23 protein-coding genes and 1 CRISPR repeat array (1 of these 24 only partly in view) are annotated in these 24546 nt (G+C 51.0%); of the genes, 15 read left to right on the top strand and 8 right to left on the bottom strand.

Translation table 11 applies throughout. The annotated features are described in order from the left end of the window. Positions 1-173: 173 nt before the first annotated feature. The 3 genes from DWB84_RS17000 to tkt all read right to left on the bottom strand — a co-directional run bounded on the left by DWB84_RS17000 (position 174) and on the right by tkt (position 4758). Positions 174-1313: a hypothetical protein gene (locus tag DWB84_RS17000; protein ID WP_187411014.1), complete on the bottom strand. Its 1140-nt coding sequence runs from the start codon at positions 1311-1313 to the stop codon at positions 174-176. A 174-nt stretch (positions 1314-1487) separates the two neighbouring features. Beyond that, positions 1488-2666 carry a phosphoglycerate kinase gene (locus DWB84_RS17005; protein WP_187411015.1) on the bottom strand — a complete coding sequence of 393 codons (1179 nt, stop codon included), beginning with the start codon at positions 2664-2666 and terminating at the stop codon, positions 1488-1490. 91 nt (positions 2667-2757) lie between these two features. Continuing rightward, complete coding sequence (gene tkt / locus DWB84_RS17010; protein ID WP_187411016.1) at positions 2758-4758, bottom strand: transketolase; 2001 nt, start codon at positions 4756-4758, stop codon at positions 2758-2760. Positions 4759-5115: 357 nt separating this feature from the next. On the opposite strand from tkt, the gene DWB84_RS17015 reads away from it, so the two are divergent. From DWB84_RS17015 to DWB84_RS17025, 3 genes are read left to right on the top strand one after another with little or no spacing between them, the layout of a single operon-like run. After that, the gene (locus DWB84_RS17015) at positions 5116-6528 is read left to right on the top strand and encodes an MBOAT family protein (RefSeq protein ID WP_187411017.1); all 1413 of its coding nucleotides are present in this window, start codon (positions 5116-5118) and stop codon (positions 6526-6528) included. Beyond that, complete coding sequence (locus tag DWB84_RS17020) at positions 6434-7657, top strand: hypothetical protein (protein WP_187411018.1); 1224 nt, start codon at positions 6434-6436, stop codon at positions 7655-7657. Before DWB84_RS17015 ends, DWB84_RS17020 begins: the two co-directional genes overlap by 95 nt. A 59-nt stretch (positions 7658-7716) precedes the next feature. After that, a complete protein-coding gene (locus tag DWB84_RS17025; RefSeq protein ID WP_187411019.1) occupies positions 7717-8358 on the top strand; it encodes an SGNH/GDSL hydrolase family protein in 642 nt (213 codons plus the stop codon). Here the strand turns inward: DWB84_RS17025 and DWB84_RS17030 are convergent. From DWB84_RS17030 to DWB84_RS17045, 4 genes are all read right to left on the bottom strand, one after another. Next, a complete protein-coding gene (locus DWB84_RS17030) occupies positions 8355-8675 on the bottom strand; it encodes a chaperone modulator CbpM (protein WP_187411020.1) in 321 nt (106 codons plus the stop codon). The two genes, DWB84_RS17025 and DWB84_RS17030, sit on opposite strands and share 4 nt — an antisense overlap. A gap of 2 nt (positions 8676-8677) precedes the next feature. Beyond that, entirely contained in the window at positions 8678-9625 is a 948-nt protein-coding gene (locus DWB84_RS17035) for a DnaJ C-terminal domain-containing protein (protein WP_187411021.1), read from the bottom strand. Positions 9626-9706: 81 nt separating this feature from the next. Then, positions 9707-10291, bottom strand: a complete 585-nt coding sequence (locus DWB84_RS17040; RefSeq protein WP_187411022.1) for an Hsp20/alpha crystallin family protein — start codon at positions 10289-10291, stop codon at positions 9707-9709. Between the two features lie 99 nt (positions 10292-10390). After that, the gene (locus tag DWB84_RS17045) at positions 10391-10894 is read right to left on the bottom strand and encodes an Hsp20 family protein (protein ID WP_187411023.1); all 504 of its coding nucleotides are present in this window, start codon (positions 10892-10894) and stop codon (positions 10391-10393) included. A gap of 268 nt (positions 10895-11162) precedes the next feature. Here DWB84_RS17045 and DWB84_RS17050 point away from each other — a divergent pair, with 268 nt between their 5' ends. From DWB84_RS17050 to DWB84_RS17060, 3 genes are all read left to right on the top strand, one after another. Continuing rightward, a complete protein-coding gene (locus DWB84_RS17050) occupies positions 11163-11996 on the top strand; it encodes a YafY family protein (RefSeq protein WP_187411024.1) in 834 nt (277 codons plus the stop codon). Positions 11997-12229: 233 nt separating this feature from the next. Next, a complete protein-coding gene (locus DWB84_RS17055) occupies positions 12230-13126 on the top strand; it encodes an ETEC_3214 domain-containing protein (protein WP_187411025.1) in 897 nt (298 codons plus the stop codon). Between the two features lie 148 nt (positions 13127-13274). Beyond that, positions 13275-13997, top strand: coding sequence for an SIMPL domain-containing protein (locus DWB84_RS17060; protein WP_187411026.1), 723 nt, complete (start codon positions 13275-13277; stop codon positions 13995-13997). A gap of 60 nt (positions 13998-14057) precedes the next feature. Here the strand turns inward: DWB84_RS17060 and DWB84_RS17065 are convergent, their stop codons facing one another. Further along, positions 14058-14231 carry a hypothetical protein gene (locus DWB84_RS17065; RefSeq protein ID WP_187411027.1) on the bottom strand — a complete coding sequence of 58 codons (174 nt, stop codon included), beginning with the start codon at positions 14229-14231 and terminating at the stop codon, positions 14058-14060. Positions 14232-14490: 259 nt separating this feature from the next. Here DWB84_RS17065 and cas3 point away from each other — a divergent pair, with 259 nt between their 5' ends. The 9 genes from cas3 to cas2e all read left to right on the top strand — a co-directional run bounded on the left by cas3 (position 14491) and on the right by cas2e (position 23945). Next, positions 14491-17175 carry a CRISPR-associated helicase Cas3' gene (gene cas3, locus DWB84_RS17070; protein WP_187411028.1) on the top strand — a complete coding sequence of 895 codons (2685 nt, stop codon included), beginning with the start codon at positions 14491-14493 and terminating at the stop codon, positions 17173-17175. 293 nt (positions 17176-17468) lie between these two features. Then, complete coding sequence (gene casA / locus DWB84_RS17075; RefSeq protein ID WP_187411029.1) at positions 17469-19058, top strand: type I-E CRISPR-associated protein Cse1/CasA; 1590 nt, start codon at positions 17469-17471, stop codon at positions 19056-19058. A 1-nt stretch (position 19059) separates the two neighbouring features. Continuing rightward, a complete protein-coding gene (casB, locus tag DWB84_RS17080) occupies positions 19060-19593 on the top strand; it encodes a type I-E CRISPR-associated protein Cse2/CasB (RefSeq protein WP_187411030.1) in 534 nt (177 codons plus the stop codon). 56 nt (positions 19594-19649) lie between these two features. Further along, a complete protein-coding gene (gene cas7e / locus DWB84_RS17085) occupies positions 19650-20696 on the top strand; it encodes a type I-E CRISPR-associated protein Cas7/Cse4/CasC (protein WP_187411031.1) in 1047 nt (348 codons plus the stop codon). Positions 20697-20705: 9 nt separating this feature from the next. Next, entirely contained in the window at positions 20706-21479 is a 774-nt protein-coding gene (gene cas5e, locus DWB84_RS17090; RefSeq protein WP_187411032.1) for a type I-E CRISPR-associated protein Cas5/CasD, read from the top strand. Next, positions 21479-22249 (top strand): type I-E CRISPR-associated protein Cas6/Cse3/CasE, encoded by a 771-nt coding sequence (cas6e, locus tag DWB84_RS17095; RefSeq protein ID WP_187411033.1) that lies wholly within the window; start codon positions 21479-21481, stop codon positions 22247-22249. The genes cas5e and cas6e overlap by 1 nt, the downstream gene beginning before the upstream one ends. 34 nt (positions 22250-22283) lie before the next feature. After that, entirely contained in the window at positions 22284-22637 is a 354-nt protein-coding gene (locus DWB84_RS17100) for a type II toxin-antitoxin system prevent-host-death family antitoxin (RefSeq protein ID WP_222868248.1), read from the top strand. Between the two features lie 82 nt (positions 22638-22719). Beyond that, entirely contained in the window at positions 22720-23646 is a 927-nt protein-coding gene (gene cas1e, locus DWB84_RS17105) for a type I-E CRISPR-associated endonuclease Cas1e (RefSeq protein ID WP_187411034.1), read from the top strand. Between the two features lie 2 nt (positions 23647-23648). Further along, on the top strand, positions 23649-23945 hold the full coding sequence (gene cas2e, locus DWB84_RS17110; RefSeq protein ID WP_187411035.1) for a type I-E CRISPR-associated endoribonuclease Cas2e: 297 nt from the start codon (positions 23649-23651) through the stop codon (positions 23943-23945). A gap of 59 nt (positions 23946-24004) precedes the next feature. After that, positions 24005-24546: a CRISPR direct-repeat array (repeat unit 29 nt; unit sequence GTGTTCCCCGCGAATGCGGGGATTAACCG) (it continues 2540 nt past the right edge of the window).

Consider the following 24546-nt stretch of genomic DNA (forward strand, 5'->3'; position numbering starts at 1 on the left):
ATTACGGGATTTGCAATGGGGCATCGGAGGTGAAAGTATGAATCTCTGAATTGCCATTTGTGTTTTAGCATCCAGGGAAAGTAAGGCCCCTGGGGGGTTACTGGTTCACTGCTATAGCGCAATGTCAGAGGAAAATAGCGTATCCAATCCAGCATATCGAAATATCCTTCCGATTAATTGCGATTTCGGCTTTTTTTGTACAGCAAGTGCAGCGCCCCGATGCAGCTCAAGGTCGTTCCTACCGCCCCAATCGCTGGAACTCCAGGTAGTGCCAAGCTGGCTCCGAGCACTGCAACACCGCCAACGGCAACGCCATCCATTGCGCCTTTGGCGAGATCTTTGCCGTAATCCTTCAGTGAATATTCGTCCGCTGCATTTTTTACACGAAGAGCATTCACCATGAGGCTGCTGGCCGCAACTCTCGGTTGAAACCCGCCGAGCGTTGTAAAGTTGTCTCCCAGAGTAAACCCTAGTGCGTGAGCGAACTTGGCGGCCTGGATGGGGCTGGTAGTGGGTTTGTAGAGGTGAGCTAGATGGTTCATCCCTTCAAATGAAACGTTATTTCGTAAAGCTATTTCCATGGCTTGTGAAAAAATTGCTGAACCGCCTCGCTCTGCGAACCAGACAAGATCTTTTTTATTTTGGATCTGGGTCATAGCGTTAGCTAATAGACTGGAAAAGGCGTAGCCGTCTGTAATTGCTAGGGGATCAAATTGTCGTCGGCCTAGTCGAGTTTTGGCTGGCGAATATAACAGGTCAAATTCGCGAGTGTGTTTGCCTAGGAGCCCTAGTGCTTCAGTAAGACACTTTTTACCTATCTGTGCGGCGTTCTCTACGCCGTCATGATTCGTGTCTGCAATGACAACTATGCGACCGTCTTGTGAAGTAATTCGACCATTCTTCTTATAATTTACGGTAACTGGAGCCCTGTCATTAGGCTGGGTAATTGAATAAATCCCCGGCTTACGACTTTCCTTATCAATCGCCTTATACCCATCACTCAACTCCAACTTGGAAACCACATAACGATCATTAGATCGCCGTTCCACGGTGGCTCTTATGCCGGGGAGGTAGATGTGGAACATCTGGAACGAGTGGGCCTTTACGTCGTTGTAGTTGGGAATATAGACGTTATGTTTGCCACAGGGGCCTGATGCGAGGGATTCCAGTTGCTTTAATGCCAGGACGGCGTAGTAATAGCCTTCCCGAGCGGCGCGTTTTAGGAGGGCGGCGTTTTCGGCTTCCGAGGGAGCGAAATAGATTTGTTTGCCGCAGTTGGGTTTTGAGATTAGAAGGGATTTGTCTAAGGTCATGATACAGGGTCCTTTGCTATGTAATTTCCAGAGCACAGGTGGTTTGGATTCCACTTGGAGTGCCCCTTGCTGATTCGAGGGCAGAATTTTACGGGATCTTTGCCGGATGTTCGACCAACAAATGGGCAATATATAAAAAGGCCCACCATTAGGTGGGCCTTTTTATTAGCGCTATCAATCTTCCTTAGCGCGCGATTCCAAAATCTGCACGGAAGGAAGTGTTTTACCTTCCACGTATTCCAAAAACGCGCCGCCGCCGGTGGAGATGTAGGAGATTTTATCGGCGAGGCCGTATTTATCGATCGCGGCGAGAGTGTCGCCGCCGCCAGCGATGGAGAACGCATCACTTTCGGCAATTGCGCGAGCGACGGTTTCGGTGCCTTTGGCAAAGGCGTCGAATTCAAATACGCCGCAGGGGCCGTTCCACAAAATGGTTTTGGCGTTCTTCAGAATTTCAGCAACTTTGGCTGCGGTCTGCGGGCCGTAGTCGATGATTTCTTCGTCCGCGGCGATTTCGTTGACTTTTTTCACCTGGGTGGGTGAATCGTTTTTCCAGTCTTTGAAACCGACTTTAGTAACGGTCACGTCTTCGGCAAAAATCACTTGAGTTGCTGCACGCAAGCGTTGAGCTTCCGGAATCAAATCTTTTTCGAACAGTGAATTGCCCACTTCGTTGCCGGCAGAGGCGACGAAGGTGTTGGAAATACCACCGCCGACAACCAGTACGTCGGCGATTTTTGACAGAGCGTCTAATACCAGCAATTTGCTGGATACTTTGGAGCCGCCAACCAAAGCCACCATCGGGCGTTCTGGTTTAGCCAGGGCTTTTTCCAGAGCTTCCAATTCGCTGGCGAGCAATGGGCCGGCGCAGGCGACAGGGGCGAATTTGGCAACACCGTGGGTGGAGGCTTGAGCGCGGTGCGCGGTGCCGAAGGCGTCCATTACGAAGATGTCACACAGGTTGGCGTAAGCCTTGGCCAAGCCTTCGTCATCAGAGGTTTCGCCCAGGTTGAAGCGCACGTTTTCCAGGAGTACCAGGTCGCCATCGTTCAGATTCAGGCCGTTTTTCCAGTCGCGCTCGACGGGGACTTCTTTGCCCAGCAATTGGCTGAGGTAAGCGGCAACAGGTTTGAGGGAGTACTGCTCTTCGTAATTGCCTTCGGTGGGACGGCCCAGGTGGGACATTACGATCACTTTGGCGCCGGCTTTAAGAGCGAGTTCGATGGTGGGCAGGGCGGCGCGGATGCGCACGTCTGAGGTGATCTTGCCATCCATGATGGGGACGTTCAGGTCTTCACGGATCAGAACACGTTTACCTTTCAGATCCAAATCCGACATCAGCTTGACGTTCATTGGCGTACTCCAGAAAAGAAGTGGTTATAAAAGAAGGCCGCCCCAAAAAGGGGCGGCAAGGAAAGCTTCAGATGTGTCAGCTGCGGACGGGTTAGTCGAGCAGCTCCTTGGCTGTGTTGACGATATTCTCCACAGTGAAACCGAAATAGTCCATGAGAACTTCTCCAGGAGCGGATTCGCCGAAGGTGGTCATGGCCACTGTGCGGCCGTCGAAGCCGACATATTTGTACCAGTAGTCCGCATGGGCAGTTTCCACGGCAACGCGTGCAGTAACTTCCAGAGGCAGAACGGCTTCGCGGTAAGCGGCGTCCTGCTCGTCGAATACGGAAGTGCTCGGCATGGAGACCACGCGAACTTTTACGCCTTCGGCGGCGAGCTGTTCCGCTGCTTTAACGGTGATACCCACTTCGGAACCAGTGGCAATCAGGATCAGATCTGGTGTGCCGTCGCTGTCGCGCAGGATGTAACCACCTTTGGCGATATTGGCCAGTTGTTCGTCGGTGCGGCTGATGGGGTCGACGTTCTGACGGGTGAACACCAGGGCGCTGGGACCGTTGCGGCGCTCCAGAGCGGCTTTCCAGGCAACTGCGGTTTCCGCTGCGTCACACGGGCGCCAGGTATGCAGGTTAGGCGTCATACGCAGGTTGGCGAGCTGTTCGATCGGCTGGTGAGTAGGACCGTCTTCACCCTGACCGATGGAGTCGTGGGTGTAGACGAAGATGTTCTGAATACCCATCAATGCAGACATACGCACGGCGTTGCGCGCGTATTCCATAAACATCAGGAAGGTCGCGCCGTAGTTGATAAAACCGCCGTGCAGCGCCAAGCCGTTCATGATGCCGCTCATGCCGAATTCGCGCACACCGTAATAGATGTAGTTGCCGCTGGCATCTTCTTTGGTGACGGGCTTGGAGCCGGACCACAAGGTCAGGTTGGAACCTGCGAGGTCAGCGGAACCGCCCAAGAGTTCGGGCAGCAGCTTGCCGTAAGCGGCTATAGCGTTTTGTGACGCTTTACGCGTGGCGATTTTTTCGCCTTTGGCCTGGCATTCGCGAATGAACTCTTCCGCTTTAGCGGCGAATTCGGCTGGCAATTCGCCTTTGATCACGCGGCGCTCGAATTCAGCAGCCAGTTCTGGATAGGCAGCGCGGTAGGCGGCGAACTTGTCGTTCCAGGCTTCTTCCGCAGCTTTGCCCGCTTCTTTTGCATCCCAACCGGCGTAGATGTGCTCGGGGATTTCGAAAGGAACGTGAACCCATTTCAGGTATTCACGAGTTGCAGCGACTTCGGCGTCACCGAGCGGCGAACCGTGGCTGTCGTGGCTGCCGGATTTGTTGGGTGAGCCGTAACCGATAATGGTTTTGCAGCAGATCAGGGTGGGACGGTCTTTCACGTCACGTGCCGCTTCGATAGCGCGCTTGATGGCGTCGCTGTCGTGGCCGTCAACGCCGGGGATTACATGCCAGCCGTAGGCTTCAAAGCGCTTCGGGGTGTTGTCGGTAAACCAGCCTTCCACATGACCGTCGATGGAGATGCCGTTGTCATCGTAGAACGCGATCAACTTGCCCAGTCCCAGAGTGCCCGCCAGGGAGCAAGCTTCGTGGGAGATACCTTCCATCATGCAGCCGTCGCCCAGGAAGCAGTAAGTGTAGTGGTCGACGATCTCGTGGCCGTCACGGTTGAATTGCGCGGCGAGAATCTTCTCCGCCAGCGCCATACCCACGGCGTTGCTGATGCCCTGGCCGAGCGGACCAGTGGTGGTTTCGATGCCGGGAGCGTAGCCGTATTCAGGGTGGCCAGGGGTTTTGGAGTGCAGTTGGCGGAACTGCTTGAGTTCTTCCATCGGCAGGTCGTAGCCGGTGAGGTGCAGAAGGGAATAAACCAACATGGAGCCGTGGCCGTTGGACATAACGAAGCGGTCGCGGTTGGGCCATTTGGGGTTGGCCGGGTTGTGGACCATAAAGTCATTCCACAGCACTTCTGCGATATCGGCCATTCCCATAGGGGCGCCTGGGTGGCCGCTTTTGGCTTTTTGCACGGCATCCATACTCAATGCGCGTATGGCATTGGCTAATTCTTTACGAGATCGCATTCGGAAAACTCCTCTCAATGGTCGAAAACGCCCGCCGATGGGTGTCGCTTGGACCGGGGGACGGGACAAAAGTTGGCTATTCTCCCCGAGAAGAAGAAAGACGTAAACCATTCTCGAATGGAGATGGTCCGGCGGTTAAAAAATTACAAATCGCACGCGTAAATCGGATATGTGTCCGCCAAAAACTAGTGCGTGCGGATGTTAATTGCCTTGCGGTATGATGCCGGCTGCTATTTTCAAGGGCGCCGCCCGTAGCACCAATCTCCAACGCGGTCGGTGAGGTCACCGGAGCTGCAGTTTTGTTCGGATCTCTGGCTCTAACCTAATTTTTTGGAATTAAACCTTCGAGGGACTCGTATGGTTTTTTCTGAGCCGACGTTTTTGTTCTTTTTCTTTCCATTGACAGTGGCGTTCTATTTCCTGGCGCCGTGGAAGATCAAAAATCTCTATTTGTTGCTTGTCAGTCTGGTTTTTTATGCCTGGGGCGAGGAGCTTTTTCTGCTCGTTATCCTGGCAATGATCGTCTTTAACTACTTTATGGCGATCGGGATCGATAGAGCGGCAGAAAACCCGTGGCGATTGCGCCTGACGCAGTTTGGTGTCGCGTTTAATATTGCTGTTCTGGCGTATTTTAAATATGCATTTTTCTTTGCTTCCAATATCACCGACAACGCCGCCGCTCTCAATTACACCCGCTCCATTCACCTACCCATTGGAATTTCGTTTTACGTTTTTCAGGCGGTCAGCTATCTGATCGATGTCTATCGAAGAGAAGTGTCCGCGCAACGCGATCCGATCAAAATGGCGTTGTTCATATCTCTCTTTCCCCAGCTTATCGCCGGCCCCATTGTGCGCTATAGCGAAATAGAAAAGGAATTGATGGATCGTAAGGCAACAAAATCGGACTTTACTGCCGGGGTGGAAAGATTTGTGGTTGGTCTTGCGAAAAAGGTATTGATTGCCGATCCTCTCGGATTGGTGGCTGACCAGATTTTTGCTGTCCCTCTCGATGGCCTGTCTACTCCGTTGGTTTGGGTGGGGGTTATTTGTTACAGCTTTCAAATATTTTTCGATTTTTCTGCCTACTCCGATATGGCCATAGGGTTGGGACGGATTTTCGGCTTTAAATTTCCGGAGAATTTCAATTTTCCATATATCGCGACGTCCGTAACGGAATTCTGGCGGCGGTGGCATATGACATTGTCACGTTGGTTCCGCGATTACCTTTATATCCCGCTCGGCGGCAATCGGGTCGGAGCATTACGCAATTACTGCAATTTATTTTTGGTTTTTTTGATCTGCGGTTTTTGGCACGGGGCCTCGTGGAACTTTATTCTCTGGGGCGCGTATTACGGAGTGTTCCTTGTAATGGAACGACTAGGCTTGTCGGCCATTCTTGCCAGAATTCCGCGCTTTTTTGCCCACGCCTACCTTTTGTTGATTGTGATGATCGGCTGGGTACCTTTTCGCGCAGAAACCTTTGAGCAGACTTGGACCTTTTTGCGTTTGATGTTCATTCCAGGGGCGGGGGAAACCGCGCTTTTATATCCTGTTGAACGCTTTATCAACGGTTATGTATTTTTTACCCTGGTGATTGCCGCAATTTTTGCCATGCCGGTTGGCAATTGGCTACGTGAGCGTATGACAAAGTCCCCCCTCATGTCGCTGAGTGGTTATGCCTACTCGGGATTTGTCGCTGCAGTTTTCGGTTTATCCATTGTGGCCGCCGGTGCTGCGTCTTATTCGCCATTTATTTATTTCCGGTTCTGATATGCGCATGCAGAGAAATACAGGTTTTGTTGGAGCAATTCTCGCCCTGGTGTTATTAGCCATTCCCGCAATTGCAACGCTTTTTGATATTTTTACCGGGCCGGATAGCCCGCGAGCGGAAGGGATTGCCCGAACCCCAGTGCTGGAAAGTGGAATAGGGCGCTTTGCTGCGGACACTCGCTTTTACATCAAACAGCGTTATGCAGTCAAAGACCAGTTTATCGCCCTTAACGGCATGGTAAAAACCGAAATTTTTTCATCGATGCCTTACACCAGTGTTATTTCCGGGGCTGGCGGATTCCTGTTTTTGGGAGATGATGAAGCAATCCATTATCATCAGCGAATTTCCCCTTTTTCCAAAGAGGAACTTACAGCTTGGCGCCGCCATTTTATTGCGGTGACAAAACGATTAAAGCAAAAAGGAATTCGCTATCACGTGCTTGTTGCGCCTAATAAACATGATGTATACGCGGAAAAGCTTCCGTTGTGGGTCAATCATCGTGTCCATAAACAATCGCGCTTGCAGCAGATTTTCTCGGTATTGAGTGGTTCTTCAGTTGAAATAACCTATCCATTGGAAGCCATATTAACGGCAATTGAAAATTTTCCTGACGCCACTCCATTTTTTAGAACCGATACGCACTGGAATGAGTTTGGTGCAGGTATTGCTGTTGCAGAACTACTGCGGGATTTGCAAGTCCCATTCGAAGGCAATATTCGTCCGGTGAATTATTCGCCCGACAAAGCCGGCGATTTGGCGCGCATGATCGGTTTGCAGGAATGGATTTTGGATGACGGCTGGACCTTGCCGAATGAACTGCTTACGGCGACCTGTGTTATGGACAATGGAACACCTTTCCTCGGGCGGCAAACCGATCCTCTCAGGTTCAAATCTGTGCGCTGCTCCGGTGGTAAAGCAAACGGTCTCAAAGCATTAATTTTTATGGACTCTTTCGGTGTGGGAATGGTGCCATCTTTGGGATCGGCATTTGAAGAAGCCATTTTTGTTTGGGGATATAAGTTGGATGAAGCCTTGGTGGACCAAGTGCAGCCGGATTTTGTGATCCAACAGTTGGTTGAGCGCAAGCTGCAAACCTTGTCGGCAGGCAATTTGTTCGGTGAGTTGTGACATCTATTTGGGGTAAAAAATTTTCAACAAAAATCGCAATTGCAACGATTGGCCTAGTCGTGGCAGTCAGTGTAATTGCATTGTTTATTGGAGCATCGCGCAAGGATAAAGACAGCCTCACCGCCCTGGATTGTCATATCTCTCACCAGGCAGGGGCTAGGAATATTTGGCTGCTGGGAAACAGCCTTTTACATGACTTTCACTGGCCATTGAACGACGCAACTGTAGTGAATTGCGCAAAACGTGGCCACACAGTGCACGAATTTCTTTCGCGCTGGAATATGACGCAGCTGCCTACCGAATCGCCGGAATATGTCGTCATTGCATTCGGCACGGTTGAGGTGATCCGCGCAGAGCAGGACTCGCGGTATATTCGCGAGTTTATGACTTATTACCCTCAACTGCTGACTGATCTGCAAAGCCGCTGGCCGACGGCAAAAATCATTGTCAATCTGCTGCCAGATATCAACACACAACTTTTTGGCCGACCCGACTTGGATTTGCAGAATATTGAGATTCTCAATCAATTCATCGCGCAAAACAGTCAATGTCCTAATTGCAACATTATTGATGTTGGAGAAATTCTCCTGCGCGATGAGGAATCATTTTCTGAACAGATCACATACGACGGTGTACATTTCACGGAATATGCTTATAAAAAATGGTTAGCGGCATTAGCTGACGCCATGGACCATTTTTAATAATGACTCTCCCTTTCCATTCGCCTTAGCCGCGCGCGCAATTGCTCAATTTCATCCAATAAATCCAGCGCCAGTGCAGCGCCGGCGAGGTTGACGCCCAGATCTTGCGTAAGACGGTAGGCGCGGCGCACGCGGCGGATGCTGACGCAGTGGAAGCGCCATTGGTTCGGTGCACTGCCTTCCGGCTCCAGTACGCCTTCATCCACCAGCGCCAGCACTTGTTCTGCGGATATATGGCATGCCCGGCACAGATCGGCGAGTGTCAGGCGAAACTCTTCGTCCAGCAGATCGTAGTCGTTCGCTCCATTTCCACTCATGGTTACACTCCCAGCCCGGCGCGGGGCGCAAATTTAAATGCTTTTTCCATCTGCCGATAAGCGTCTTTGGCGGCTTCGGAGTTGGCTGGAGGCAGGGCAATTTGCAGCACGACATATAAATCGCCCGGCTCTTTTGCTGGCAGACCGCGACCTTTCAAGCGCAGTTTTTGTCCCGCGTGCGAGTTGGGCGGAATTTTCAGATCAATAGCGCCAGCGGGAGTCGGGGCTCGTACAGTAGCGCCCAGCGCTGCCTCCCACGGAGCGATCGGCAAATCCAGATAAACGGTTTTTCCTTCCGCGTGATAAAGCGGATGAGGTTTAAATTCCACTTCCAGATATAAATCACCTGCTTCCGCACCGCCAATACCCTGTTCGCCCTGGCCTGCCAAGCGAATTTGTTGTCCTGGAGCTATGCCTTTGGGAATTTTGACCTGAATATTGCGTTCGCGGATTTCGGGCCTTCCACCGGGACCTAACTCGGTATGTTTGAGAGAGATGGTGCGGCTGGCGCCCTGGTAGGAATCCGTAATATCAATTTGAATTTTCGCGTGGACATTTTCGCCTTTGCGTTTGCCTGCGCCATAAAAATGCTGACGGCCTTGGCCAAAACTTCTGCCGAATAAGGATTCAAAAAAATCGGAAAATTCCGCTGGATCCACTTCGGTATAACCGCCGCCGTGAAATTCAAAGCCTTGATCCCATCCCGGTGGTGGGCGGAAATCCTGACCGGCCTGCCAGTTGTTGCCAAGCTGATCGTAAGCCGCGCGTTTTTCCGGATCTTTAAGAACCTCGTAGGCCTCGTTCAGTTCTTTAAATTTCGCCTCGGCGTCGGTTTCTTTACTGACATCCGGATGATATTTGCGGGCGAGTTTGCGATACGCTCGCTTAATCGTATCTTGATCCGCCGTGCGGTCGACTCCCAAAATCGCGTAATAATCTTTGTACTCCATGCGCAGTTATCTCATAGAGGAATCAAAAATATCCGCCCTCAAGGGCGGATATGGTCGGAGCACAATGCACAAAAGCGCACATTAATGCTGAATGGGAATGCGTTTTACATGTTGATTTTCCGCCGTTTCACGGCGTGGGATTTCGAGACGTAAAACACCGTCTTTCAAGGTGGCCCGGATGTCATCGGCGACAGCGTCATCCGGTAGAGACAGGGTGCGTTCAAATGTACCGTAACGCCGTTCTACGCGATAAAACTTCTTATCGCTGCGCTCGTCGACCGTCTCTTGTTTTTCGCCGCGGACTACCAGAATATCGCCGCGCACTTCCACAGAAATATCTTTTTCTGTCAGGCCTGGAAGGTCCAGTGTGATTTCGTATTTTTTGTCATCACCGGCGATATCCACATTGGGCTTCAGCCAGGTGCCGTTGCTGGCGTTATTAAAAAATTCGGAGTCGAATAGCCGCCGAGTCGGAAAACCAAAATTGCTGAAAGCCGCATCAAACAGCCGGTCAATTTCCTGGTGCAATTGAAATATCGGATGGTAGGACGAGGGAAAATATTGCCCGCCGACCACTGGGGAATTCGTTTCGCGACTGACCGGTACCTGCGCTGCTTTTTCTTCGTGTTTGAACCAGTTCCAGGGATTTAATTTTTGCAAATTCATGGCTTTACTCCTGTTACGTGATCAACCGATAAAATCGATTTGCACTTCGTGCAACCGTTAAAAGGCACCGGGTATAACCCGGCGCAGGCGAAGCTTGTTTTAAGCGACCTTTTCGCTCACATGTTCGCTCTCAGTAACGCTGCTGTCGCTGCGGTGCTCAATAACTTTGCCGCTGTCCGCGTTGCCTTGGTTAATGGAAATTCTGCGCGGTTTCATTGCATCTGGAACTTCTTTCACAAGGCGAATTGTCAGCAAGCCATTATTGAGATCCGCGCCCGTTACCTCGACGTAGTCGGCGAGATTGAATTTGCGTTCAAACGCGCGGTTGGCAATGCCTTGGTGGAGATAATGGCGTTCTTCCTCCTTGGCTTTTTTGCCGCGTACGGTTAAAACGCCTTTTTCCGTTGTGATGTCCAATTCACTTTCGTCAAAACCCGCCACTGCCAGCGTAATGGCATAACGGTTTTCTCCCAACATTTCGATGTTGTAAGGCGGATAGCCGGAGGTAACGGAATCAGAGCGCAAGGCGCTGTCGATCAACGAAGCTAACCGGTCAAAGCCGATGCTATTGCGATAGAGGGGTGATAAATCAATCGTGTTCATAACATATCCTCCTATTGAGCAATACGTAATAAACAATGGATTTGCCAAGCGGAGCTCATGTGACATCTCCTGGCAATTATTGAATAAGAACGAAAAATCTTTTTTCAAGGGACGAAATTTTTATTTCGTGCACAGGTGAATTTCGTTTGATGTGAATCAAAAAGGGATGTGACAGTGGTTTGAGCGAAAGCGCTGTCGCAGATATTCACTTGTCTCCGAGGGTGATAAAGTGGCGTCTCGCGCGGCGAACCACAAGGGTGCTCTCGTTATGGAGTTCAACAAACGCTTCTGGCTGATTGAATTGCTGGCTTATTGGGAAGGGCGGGTGAATACCACCAGTCTTATCCATCATTTCGGGTTATCCCGACAGCAGAGCAGTGCGGATCTCAATGCCTATAGTGCGCAAGCGCCCACCAATCTGACTTACGACCCCTCGATCAAAGCCTATCTGCCCAAACCAGAGTTTCAGCGCCACTTCATCAGCGATGACGTAGCGGAATACCTCAACTGGATGCAGCATCCATCGGCGGCGCCGGCCCCTATCTCTGCGCCCAGTGCCAAATTGTCCAACCTCGCCCTGCGCCTGCCGCCGCGCAAGGTGTCGCCGGAGCTGATGCGAGTTCTAGTGGCCGCCACGCGTCAACGCTTGCGGGTGGAGGTGGATTACGTCTCGCTCAGCAACCCCAATCGCGAGGGGCGCATCATAGCCCCCCACACCTTCGTCAACACCGGTCTGCGCTGGCACTTGCGCGCCTGGTGCGAGAAGAGCCAGGGCTACCGCGATTTCGTCCTCAGCCGTTTTCGCGGGGTTCCGACCCTGCTGGACCGCACTGAACACCCTATCGAGCACGACACTGCCTGGAACACCCAGATCACCCTCATCCTCGCGCCTGACCCCCGCCTGACCCCCGAGCAGCGGGAGGTGCTGGAAAACGACTATCAAATGGTTGGTGGACAGCTGCATATCTCCACCAAGGCCTGTCTGGTGAACTACTTGCTGAAGGAAATGCAGGTCAACACCAAAATGCTCGACGGCACCCCGGAGGCGCAACAGTTGGTTCTGGTCAATCGAGATGATCTCAAGCCCTGGCTGTTTGATTGAGCCAACCAAGTCACAGAACGGTGGGAATGGTGCGCGGTCAGAGTGAACCTGTACCTGCTAGGATTGCTCACATATGGCATATCGGGGCACACTTGCCAGCTTTGGCGTATCGGAACTCCGATGGGGCCGGGCTTGCCCGAAGGGCATAACTAAAAGCCATCCCAAAATCCGCCGGCGCAGGCATTTTTGCGATAGCTTTTAAGTGTTTCATCAATAACTAGACTTAAATAAATATGACTAATAAAACTCTCACCAACTTTGCATCTCACCTGAAAAAAAATCGATCTCTTCCGTTACTTGCGCTGCTCACCGTATTGGGTACTGCCTGTAGCAAAAAAGAAACTTCCGGCGCGCAACCGGAAACGCAAGCTGCACAAGCTGTTTCCGCAGAAAAAAGCCAGGATCTGACGCAAACACTCAACGACCTGAAAATTGATGTCAAAATCGGCCACTTCAATGATTTATTGGGTGAGCCGACACACACTGCTACGCGCGAAGTTTCCCGCGAAATGATGGTGGTGCAACGCCATGGCACGCCGAAAAAATTAAAAGAAGATTACACCTATACCGAATATCTGTACGTAAAACCTGAATATTTCGTGCAGGCTGTAACGGACGAAGACGGGGATGTCGGCCTCTATTCCATTACCGTGCGCAGCGCTGCATACCTGCCGGAAATTACCACCATCCTCGATCAAACCGTGCAATTGGGTAAAACCGTCTATCACGACTTGGTTCAGCACCCGCGCAAAATCGGCGCCGATTTTAAAGACTCAAAAGGCTCCGCCTATTACGAAATTCACCTCGGCCATCCCGACGCGCCGCTCCTGGCGATTTTTTCCACCAACCGTTTAGGTTATGTGGAAGAACTCAACGGGTTTGAAGAAGGCAACAACGGTGTATTTGTGCAGTGGTTTGCTCTGCGCGGCACCGGCGACGACTTCCCGTTGAATCAGGCGCACGAAGATTTCCGCAAAACTACCACCTTTAATACCTATACAGTCGCAGCGCCCTGGTTCCGTGGAGTTGACCCAACGCCACACGGTGCCAACATTGGCGATGTGCCGATTCAATTTGGTCCCCGTCCGGAACAGCTCAACCAACCGCCGCAATCCATCAAAGCGCAATAAACCGTCAGACCATTCATAATCGATTCAGCGGCCAATAGTATTATTGGCCGCACATTCATCGCAAAATCATTGCATTAAGCTGCTTTGAGATGTTCCCACTACCATCTAGTGGTGTTTCCTTTAAATTTATCAGCGCCGGAGAAACCGCATGAAAAGAATCGCTGCGTTACTGCTAACCTGTCTGATGTCTACCTGGGTATCCGCTGCCGCATTACCGGACTTTCCCTTTGTGGTTTCTGACGGAAAGGCAGAGAAAAAAATCACACCGGATATCGCCACTATTCATCTAACCATTACCGCTTTCCACAAAGATTCCGATCAAGCGCTTAAAACCGTTAATCTCACCACCACAGCCGTAACAGAAGTATTAATTAAACACGGCGTTAGCACCGAACAAATCGAGGCAACGGATATCAACAAAAGCACCGCGCGCAAACGCGACAGTGAATATAACCAGCTGGAAATTCTCGGCTACGATATTTCGCGCTCCATGACCATCAAACTCAATAATCTGGCGAAATATTCCGAAATTATCGGCGACATCATTGCGACCAATAATGTATCCGGCGTACAAGCGCAGTTTGATCTTTCCACAAGAACCGAATTGGAATCCGAATTGACCTTATTGGCAGGGCAGAATGCGCGCGAAAAAGCTGAGCAAATGGCGAGAGCCCTGGGAACCAAAATACACTCCGTGTATGCCATTACCAGGGGCGCTGGATTTGAAGAATTATTTGGCAGCTATGGACCCGGAGAAAAAGTTATGATGATGCGTATGGCAGCAGGAGGTGGTGCCTACGACACTATTATGTTCCCACCCCGCGAAATTACCGTCAGCCAGGAAATCAAAGTCATCTTCCGCATCAAATAAATCACTTCCGGCCTGCGCCCCAGTGCGCAGGCTCTTTCCCTCCTGTATTTGTCGCCGCGCCTATTTCCTCGTAATCACCGCAATAAAATTCAAAAGAAATCCTACAGATAAAACCGCGTACATCAAAAAATTCAAAATCAAATTCTCAAAATCAAACGAAAAATAACTGATCAAAAACATGATCATGCCTTTGATCAGAAAAATCTGGCTGAGCTTCTGGAGCGAGAGTTTCATGCAAGACTCACCTTGCTGAGTGGGGGGGCGCAGTTATAGCATTATTTGAGGTGGGTTTCAGCAAGGTGGTGTGATTTGGGTTGGGTTTTGGTGATTTGATATTGCACGAGTGTTGATATTTGCGCTTTTGAGTTTTTAGCAAGGTGATAGCGATCAGGAAGACCTGTAAAGAAACTTTACGTGTAAATATGTACAGTGTTGCGCTTTGGTGAGATGGCGCTAGTCTTTAGCATATTCACGACGAATAAAGGATGCGCTCATGGAGCCTTATTACAGGTATTGGGGCAAGGCCAAGAAATCCCCCGATGCGGAGGGGCCTGACTACCACCTACTTCCCTATCACAATCTCGATGTTGCGGCAGCCGGTTATCTCTTGCTCGACCCGACAAAGTCGCTCTGTAAAGATTTAGCCAATGAGTTGAATGTTGATGTTAATTGGCTACGGAGTTTTTTTACCTTTTGTTTGGCGCTCCATGATTTAGGCAAATTTTGCCGAGCTTTCCAAAATCTCGCGCAGAATCTTTCAGATGTTCTCGTACCCTTCGATGGCCAATTCTGTTACGACGTTCGCCATGACTCATTGGGGCACGCCCTATGGTTGCAAGTATTGAGAAAAAAGGTGGGGCTTTCTCTCGATATATCTATTTTGCTTGATGACTGGCTTGAAATTGTTTGCGGTCACCACGGCCAACCGCCGCAAAATGCGACAGTGAAGCGGCATTTGTTGCAGGAGGATGAGCAGGCAGCGGAGCAATTTTTTAATGAAGTGAAACAAAAGTGGTGCCCTGACCTTGCGGTTCTCACGTCTATTGATCCAAAAAAATTCAAACAGGCATCCTGGCAGCTAGCGGGAGTTGCTGTTCTGGCGGACTGGTTGGGGTCTAATCAGCTTGCCTTTCCCTATAAATCCGATCCCATTTCGCTGGAGCGCTACTGGACTGAATTCGCGTTGAAAGGCGCAGAAAAAGCGCTAGCGATGAGTGGAGTTGGTGAGCGGTCCATCAATCCGTTTGAATCCATTCGTCAGCAATTTCCGTTTGTTAAAACAGCAACACCATTACAAGAGTATGCACACAAAACAAAATTGGCGACATCCGCGCAACTTTTTATTCTTGAAGATGTAACAGGCGCGGGCAAAACAGAAGCCGCAATGGTACTGGTGCACAGGCTGCTATCGGCAGGTTTGGCGAATGGAGTTTACGTCGGGCTTCCTACTATGGCCACCGCGAATGCCATGTATCAACGTATGGCGGAGAGTTATCGCAATCTCTTTTCTGATGAATACAGGCCATCCCTTGTTTTGGCGCATGGCGCGCGCGAGTTGTCCGAAAAATTTATGGAGACCGTGCTGTTGTCGGAACAAAGCAGTGATCGTAATTATGACAAGCAGGATTTATCGGCGAGCGCTTATTGCAATCAATGGCTGGCAGATAGCCGGAAAAAAGCGCTATTGGCTGATGTCGGCGTTGGCACTATTGATCAGGCGCTGCTCGGAATTCTGCCAGCCCGCCATCAATCCTTGCGATTGCTTGGATTGAGGAAAAAAGTTTTATTGGTGGACGAAGTTCACGCGTTTGATCCCTATATGAGAAGCCTGCTTGCCGCTCTTATACAGGCGCATGCCGCCCAGGGCGGAAGTTCGATTCTGTTATCCGCAACACTCCCGGCGAATTTTCGCCAGCAGTTAGCAGACGCATTTTCTGCTGGAGCAGAAATACCTAAATCGGATTTAAATCCCGGCGCGGGGTATCCGTGGGTAACGCAATTGGGCGCAGAGGGTTTGATAGAAACACCGGTAGACACTCGTGCTTCTGTGGAGCGAACGGTAGTTGTAAATCGCCTGGATAATGAAAATGCCGCTGTCGAACTCATAAAAGCTGTTGCAAGCGAAGGCCAATGTATTTGCTGGATACGCAATACAGTGGCGGATGCGCGCCGGGCGTATCAATTATTGTGCGAAAGCGGCAGCGTACCAGTCGATAAAATCAGTCTGTTTCACAGTCGCTATGCCATGGTGGATCGGCAGGAAATTGAAAAAGAAGTGTTGAATGTGTTTGGCAAAAATTCCTGTGCCCCGGAGCGGTTGGGGCGGGTGCTGATCGCCACTCAGGTGGTGGAGCAAAGCCTGGACCTGGATTTCGATGTAATGATCAGCGACCTCGCTCCTATGGATCTTCTGATCCAGCGGGCGGGCCGTCTCCAGCGTCATATTCGTGGTAAAGACGGCTCCGTGAATGCCGATATGGGAGCAAAGGACGCACGCTCACCGCCTTGTTTGCATATTGTCTCGCCTGATCCTGGCGAGGTGACGGATAAAAATTGGCTCAAACAAGTGCTTCCAGGCAGCCAAGCCGTTTATACCAATGTCGGACAATTATGGCTGACGATGGATCTGCTCTGTGGTAGCGGTGGCTTTCGCATGCCGCAGGACGCTCGTCGACTAATAGAGGGTGTTTACGGTGAAGAGGCTCAGTCAAGGATTCCGGAACCCTTAGAGCAAGCCACTGCGGAAGCAGAAGCCGAACAGAAGGCCAAAGCCAGTCTGGGCGCCTTCAATTGTTTAAAGCTCGACAGAGGCTACAGTCGCGCCAGCGCACGCGAAAGTGGCGGTTGGGACGAGGATGTTCGCATTCCCACCCGCTTGGGAGACGATTCCGTGACGGTTGTATTGCTCCGGGAGCAGAAGGGCAAATGGGCTCCCTATGCCAGCGGGCATCACGCGTGGGCGCTCAGCCAACTGAGCGTGCCGCGCCGGGAGTGGGAGCAGGCGAGTCATTTAATACCGGCAGCTCTAAACGAGTCCCTGACTCAACTGAAAGAGCAGGAGCCGGCATTGCGTTGGGTTGAGCTAATGCCTCTAGTGAGAGAAACCAGCCACCTATACGAACGGCAGGGTGGCTGGGTTGCCCCGCAGAGCGGGGAACGTGTCGATGATGGCCTATAACAGAGACCGACATGCGGTTGATCTCCGCCAGCGCGGAGAGTGTGCAGCATACATCATCAAAGGATCCTAAATAAATTACATAGACCTACATGCTTTAAAAATTATTTGACTGGTCGATTAATGGCCAATACACTGCTGTCACGTCTCGGCAATGGGGGTGCTTTGTGGATTGGCTAAATCAACTTTTCGAAAGCTTGAACAAGCTTTCGCCGTCAGGCAGCGCTTTGATTGCTTTGGTATTGGTTTTTGCCATTGTCTTGGTTATGAAACTCGCATGAGGAGAAGGAGCACAGATGAACCTGATCACCGATCCCTGGATTCCCATCATTCGCGCCGATGGGGCTAGAGAAAAAATCGCGCCCTGGCAGATTGCGGAGCAGCAGAACCCGGTAATGGAAATCGCCGCGCCGCGACCGGATTTTCAGGGGGCTTTGTATCAATTTCTGATTGGTCTGTTACAAACAGTCGTTCCGCCTGAGGATGCTCGGGAGTGGGCTGAGAAATGGCAGGTGGTACCGGATGGTGAGGAGTTACGCGCCCGACTCAAAAAAATTTCGGATGCATTTGAATTGATTAATCCCGATGGAATCGCTTTTCTGCAGGATTTTCAGATGCCGGAAGGTGAGCAGAAAGACATTGCCGCGTTGCTGATTGAGGCGCCGGGAGGAAAAACGATCAAAGATAATCTCGATCACTTCATCAAGGCAGGAGCTGTAGAAGGCATTTGCGACAGCTGCGCAGCGATAGCACTTTTTACTTTGCAAACCAATGCTCCATCAGGTGGTGTGGGTCATAGGGTTGGCTTGAGAGGTGGCGGCCCTATGACGACTTTGCTAAGGCCTGAAAACCGTACTGCCAATCTTTGGCAAAAATTATGGCTGAATGTATTGACGGTTGAGGAGGCGGCTCCGGCATGCCTGTCTGCGACTCCCAAGGTGTTTTCCTGGTGCGCTCCAACGCGCGTTTCGGATAAACCCGGCAGTGCGCTTTTACCGAATGACGCATCTATTAATTGGCTTCATGTTTATTGGTGTATGCCGCGTCGTATTCGGCTTGAGCCCGGTAACGATTCGGGGATATGTACTCTGTGTGGTGAAGAATGTGCTCATTTGCTTACACACTTCCGCACGAAAAATTACGGAATGAATTATGAGGGGCCGTGGGTCCACCCATTGACGCCCTATAGATACGATCCTAAACATCAGGCACCGCCGCTCAGTCTAAAGGGGCAGCAGGGCGGGTTAGGGTACCGACATTGGCTGGGTTTTGTTTGGAAAGACGAAAATAACGGCGATCAAGCTGCTGTTAGTATTCAGAGCTTTCTTGAACAAAAATCCCGCTATCTATCCGATGACCAAAATATCGGCCTTTGGTGCTTCGGCTACGACATGGACAATATGAAAGCCCGCTGCTGGTACGAGCATCACCTGCCGGTTGTTTCGGTAGATCAGGAATATCGCGAAGTTTTTTTTAGTTTTGTCGGCGACCTGATTGCCTCCTCAAAAGACGCGGTAAAAGAATTGCGCTCTCAGATAAAAGCTGCGTGGTTCAGCCGACCCAAGGATGCCAAGGGCGATACCTCAATGATCGATCAATCCTTCTGGCAGGCGACAGAAGCCGATTTCTATCAGCAGTTGCACAGATTGGCGCAGCTTCCGGCGGATACACGGGCTATGCCCGCGGCTGTTGCCCAGGAATGGTTGCAGACATTAAGGAGAAATTGCCTGGATTTATTTGACCACTGGTCCCTTGAGGGAGAGGCGGAAGATATGGATTTGAAGCGGGTAGTAAAGGCCAGACGATTTCTGGACACCAATCTTAATAAAGCGAAATCAATCAAAAAACTGCATGACAAAGCCAAATCAACAAAGGAGGTGGCGTGAAATGAAGCGAGGAAAGTTGAATCAGGGTGACGCGGAATGTTTGCGTCGTTGGTGGCTCTCGCTGGATGACAACCGTGGCGATCGTGCCCAACTTCGCCGAGCACAATCGCCGGATGACATTTTGCTGACGCCCGCATTCGCGCACTTTCTCCAGGTTTTACCTAAAGCTTGGATTGAAGATGTGCCTTTGTCGGATCTCGCTATGGTCGCTGCGGTTTTGGCGCGAGTAAAAACGGATATTTCCGATGAGCGCGCGACTCTGGCAAAAAGTCTGGCGACGCCGAAGGAGGGCGGAAGCAAAGCGGCGATGAGCGAATTGCGCTTTCAGCAGTTGCAGAAAAGTCGGACACCGCAGGACTTTTTTACGCGTCTTTGTCGGGCCATACAGTTACTGGGGAGCCGCGCCAACGTAGTTCTGCTGACAGAGGATATCTTGCTTTGGCTAACAGAATTTCGTTATGGGCCGTCCAGTAAACCACAGCAGCGCCTCGCCGTGCGCTGGGCCAGCGATTACTACATGCAGATGAAAGACTGATTCGCATTCACAATCATCACATCCAAAATCACAGCTAATTAATTACGGAGAATTTTATGAGCCGATTTTTGCAACTGCATTTGTTGACCTCTTACCCGCCGGCAAACCTCAATCGCGACGACCTGGGTAGGCCCAAAACGGCCAAGATGGGCGGCGTGGACCGACTGCGTGTGTCTTCGCAAAGTCTAAAGCGCACGTGGAGAACGTCGGAATTATTTAAAGAGGCACTGGAGGGGCATGTGGGAACCCGCACCAAACGATTGGGTAGCGAAGTTTTCAAAAAACTCACTGCGGCTGGAATACCAGAAAAGAAAGCAAAAGAATGGGCGCAGAAAATTGCCAGCCAATTTGGAAAATTGAAAAAAGAGGGAGACGAGCTCGAAATCGAGCAATTAGTGCACATAAGTCCGGCTGAGCAAGCAGGCATAGATGACCTTACAAATAAGTTGATAGCCGAGCAACGCGCACCTAACGACGATGAGCTGAATTTTCTCCGTAAAGACGACACGGCTGTCGATATTGCCATGTTTGGTCGGATGCTCGCGTCCAAGCCGGAACATAATGTAGAAGCTGCGTGCCAAGTAGCACATGCTATCTCCGTGCACGGTGTTGTGATCGAAGACGATTATTTTACGGCAGTGGATGATTTGAACGATCACAGTGAAGATGCCGGTGCGGCGCATATCGGTGAAACCGGCTTTGCTGCCGGACTGTTTTATTCCTATATCTGTATCAATCGGGAGCTACTGGTAGAAAATTTAGGTGGGAATAAAGCGCTGGCGGATAAAGCAATCCGCGCGTTGACAGAGGCCGCTGTAAAGGTAGCGCCGCAAGGCAAACAGAACAGCTTTGGCAGCCGCGCCTATGCCTCTTATGTACGCGCGGAGTTGGGCAGTCAGCAGCCGCGCTCATTGTCAGTTGCCTTTCTCAAACCCCTGGGTAAAAACAGTGAAGATTACGCACACGAGGCTGTTGCAGCACTGGAAAAGCAGGCGGCCAATTTCGATGAAGTCTATGGTCCGTGCGTTGATAGTTCCTATTCGCTGAATGCGTTTGCGGGCGCGGGCAAAATGACGGAACTGCTCGATTTCGCTGTGCAGTAGAGGTGAATTATGGACTATCTCGTTTTTCGCCTTTACGGACCTATGGCCAGTTGGGGAGAAATTGCCATAGGTGAATCCCGCCACAGCGCGGACTATCCATCCAAGTCGGCTATCACAGGGCTGTTGGCAGCGGCGCTGGGTATTCGCAGGGAGGAAGAATCGGTGCATCACAATTTATCCAAGTGCTATTTACAGGCGGTTAAAGTGCGGCGATCTGGTTGGCTATTGCGGGATTACCACACGGCTCAGGCCCCCGATTCTGCTGGCAAATTTCGTTACAGAACCCGTCGCGATGAAATTGTCACCGGGCGGGATCGTCTGGGTACGGTGTTATCCTCGCGGGAATATCGCTCGGATGCGGATGCGTTGGTCGCGGTTCGCGCATTGGATGGTGCACTTTATTCATTAACGAATCTTGCTGATGCGCTGATGAAGCCCAAATTTCATCTTTATTTGGGACGAAAAGCCTGTGCTCTCGCAGCTCCGCTGAATCCCTTGGTTATTCAAGCGGATAATTTTCACGGTGCTCTGGAAAATTACGAAGTCAAACCAGTGCTTAAACCCACTCCCGAGTGGGCCAGCGATAGCCGCTGGTTGCCGCAGGATAAGTTGGTGCGATTCTATTGGGAAGGTGATATGGAGGAGTTTTTTCCGATGGATACCAATATGGATAAATCTTCGGTGCAAAGGCTTTCTCGTTACGATATGCCCTTATCGCGAAAACGCTGGCAGTTTGAGCCGCGTCAGGAATATTTATGGACGACTGAGCGGAGGATCGGCTGATGTATTTATCTCGAATCGAATTGACGGATGCCATTTCTGAGCAATCGCAACTGGGCCTGTTATTGCGCGACCGCAGCTACGGAATTCACCGCCTGCTTTGGGACCTCTTCAGCAATAACGAGCGATTTTTATTTCGCGAAGAAAATGCTCAGGAGCAAATGGCCAGGTCTCGTGCTTTACCTATTTATTATGTGGTGTCCAACACTGAGCCCAAGTCGACAAGCCCTATCTTTACCATCACGACTAAACCTTATACGCCAATATTGAAAGCAGGTGATCAGCTCTTATTTCGGTTGCGCGCCAATCCCACCGTCGCCAAAAAACTCGGTCCTGATAAAAAATCTCAAAGGCATGATGTCGTAATGAATGCGCAGAGAGCTTGGCTTCAGCAGGCGTGTGCTGAACGAAACTTAGACGTGGGTGGAGAAAAGAAAGCGTTAAGGCAAAGGCTACTGAATCACACTGATTTTGCCGGCAAATCAGGAGAAGAAAAATTATCGGCTCATCTTGAGGACGCGATACAGTCAGCCGCAGTGGCATGGCTGGCAAAACGCGGTGAGAAGCATGGGTACGAATTGCAAAACGTACAGGCGACAGGCTATCGCTGGAATGCACTGCCGGAGAAAGGACGCGATGCCGGCTTTAGCTCCATGGACTATGAAGGTGTATTAAAAGTTATAGAGCCGCAGAAGCTTGTGGACATGCTGGGCAACGGACTTGGGCCATCCAAAGCCTTTGGCTGTGGGCTTATGCTGATTCGGCGTGCTTGAGAGGCTGCTTGAGTGACCAGCTTGTGGGCAGTGTGTGCCCACACTTGTCGGCACAATTGAGGTGATTATGGAGATGTTTACCATCCGCGACCTGCGCAACCGCACGGGTGAGCTCATCCGGGAGGCGGAAGCCGGGCATTTGTCCCTGGTGACCAAACATGGGCAGCCGGTTGCCGTACCGTTTGACGAGGTTCTGTTGAAATCGGGTGTGCGACTCGCGGTGGCCTTGCATCTGTTCGAGGAACAAAAAGTCAGTCTGGCGCAGGCTGCGCGCCTGGCGGGGCTTTCGGCTTCTGAAATGATGGACAAGCTGGCGGAAAACCAAATTCCGGTGGCGAATTACACCAAGGATGAACTGCGTGATGAACTCGATCAATTTAACAAATGAAACTTTGCTGGTGGCGGACACTGCGCAGCTCGGGATATTTTTTTGAGTGAGCAATTGATCGCCGACATTTTGGAGCTCGCCCATGAATGACACACCGCCGCCTCCGCTCAAACCTATTCCAATTAAAGACCGGAATTCCATGATTTTTCTTCAGTACGGTCAAATCGATGTGCTGGATGGCGCATTTGTGATGATCGACCAGACTGGAATCCGCACACATATTCCGGTCGGTTCGGTAACTTGCATTATGCTGGAACCCGGTACGCGAGTATCACATGCCGCGATTAAACTGGCTGCACAAGTTGGCACCCTTTTAATTTGGGTGGGAGAGGCGGGTGTGCGTTTATACGCGTCTGGTCAGCCAGGAGGTGCGCGGTCTGATAAGTTGCTCTATCAAGCTCAATTGGCGCTTGATGAAGAACTGCGTTTGAAAGTCGTGCGGAAAATGTTTGAGTTGCGCTTTGGTGAGCCGGCACCGGCAAAACGCAGTATTGATCAATTGCGCGGGATAGAAGGTGCCCGGGTTCGAAAAACCTATGAATTGATGGCGCAGCAATACGACGTCAATTGGAAGGGAAGAAAATACGACGTAAATGATTGGGAAAAAGGTGACGTCATTAATCAGTGTTTGAGCGCAGCAACGTCATGTTTATATGGAGTCACCGAGGCGGCTGTGTTGGCTGCGGGTTATGCCCCTGCAATTGGATTTATTCATTCCGGAAAACCATTGTCGTTTGTTTACGATATTGCGGACATTGTTAAATTTGAGACAGTGGTTCCGGTCGCGTTTCAAATTGCAAAAAAATCACCTCGTTCTCCAGATCGTGAAGTGCGCATTGCATGTCGCGATGTTTTTCGCTCGTCAAATTTGTTATCGCGTCTTATCCCTTTAATCGAAGAGGTGTTAGCAGCAGGTGAAATTCAGCCTCCACCGCCACCAGAAGACTCTCAACCCCCCGCCATTCCAGAGCCACCGAGCATCGGTGATAGTGGTCACAGGAGCGGTTGATCATGGCGATGTTGATGGTTGTAACAGAAGCCGTTCCTCCGCGTTTGCGGGGGCGCTTAGCGGTTTGGTTACTGGAAGTACGAGCGGGTGTATACATCGGAGATGTAAGCCGACGGGTCCGAGAAATGATCTGGGAGCAGATTAACGCGATGGCAGAGGGTGGAAACGTAGTAATGGCTTGGTCCACCAACACAGAATCAGGATTCGATTTTGTGACCTATGGCTCAAACCGGCGCGAACCAGTCGATATGGACGGCATGCGTCTAGTGAGCTTCAAACCTGATATTCCCGCTCCATAAATTCCCGTAGATTTTTTGTAACGAAAATTGCTCTTTAAAAACATACGTTTACAATTAGAGTGTTCCCCGCGAATGCGGGGATTAACCGAATTGCCACATAAACATTTAACCCCATTCCCAGTGTTCCCCGCGAATGCGGGGATTAACCGTTTTCGCAATAATAAACGGAATCAAAAAAGAAGTGTTCCCCGCGAATGCGGGGATTAACCGGTTATCACACATGACAGTCGTCAACGTGAACGGTGTTCCCCGCGAATGCGGGGATTAACCGGGATTCCGGGTGGCATATGACGGCGTGCGCTCGTGTTCCCCGCGAATGCGGGGATTAACCGTTTCTGGTGAAGTTGCGCGACTGTGGATGATGGTGTTCCCCGCGAATGCGGGGATTAACCGCGCGGCGACTATCCAGTTCACGGCCGCCGAATGTGTTCCCCGCGAATGCGGGGATTAACCGATGGCTTGTCATAGCGGACATAGAGGGCACGAGTGTTCCCCGCGAATGCGGGGATTAACCGCGCGGCGACTATCCAGTTCACGGCCGCCGAATGTGTTCCCCGCGAATGCGGGGATTAACCGCAAATTAGACTATATTGCAGATTTC

The sequence above is a fragment of the Saccharophagus sp. K07 genome, assembly GCF_014336955.1.
Taxonomy (GTDB): Bacteria; Pseudomonadota; Gammaproteobacteria; order Pseudomonadales; family Cellvibrionaceae; genus UBA5868.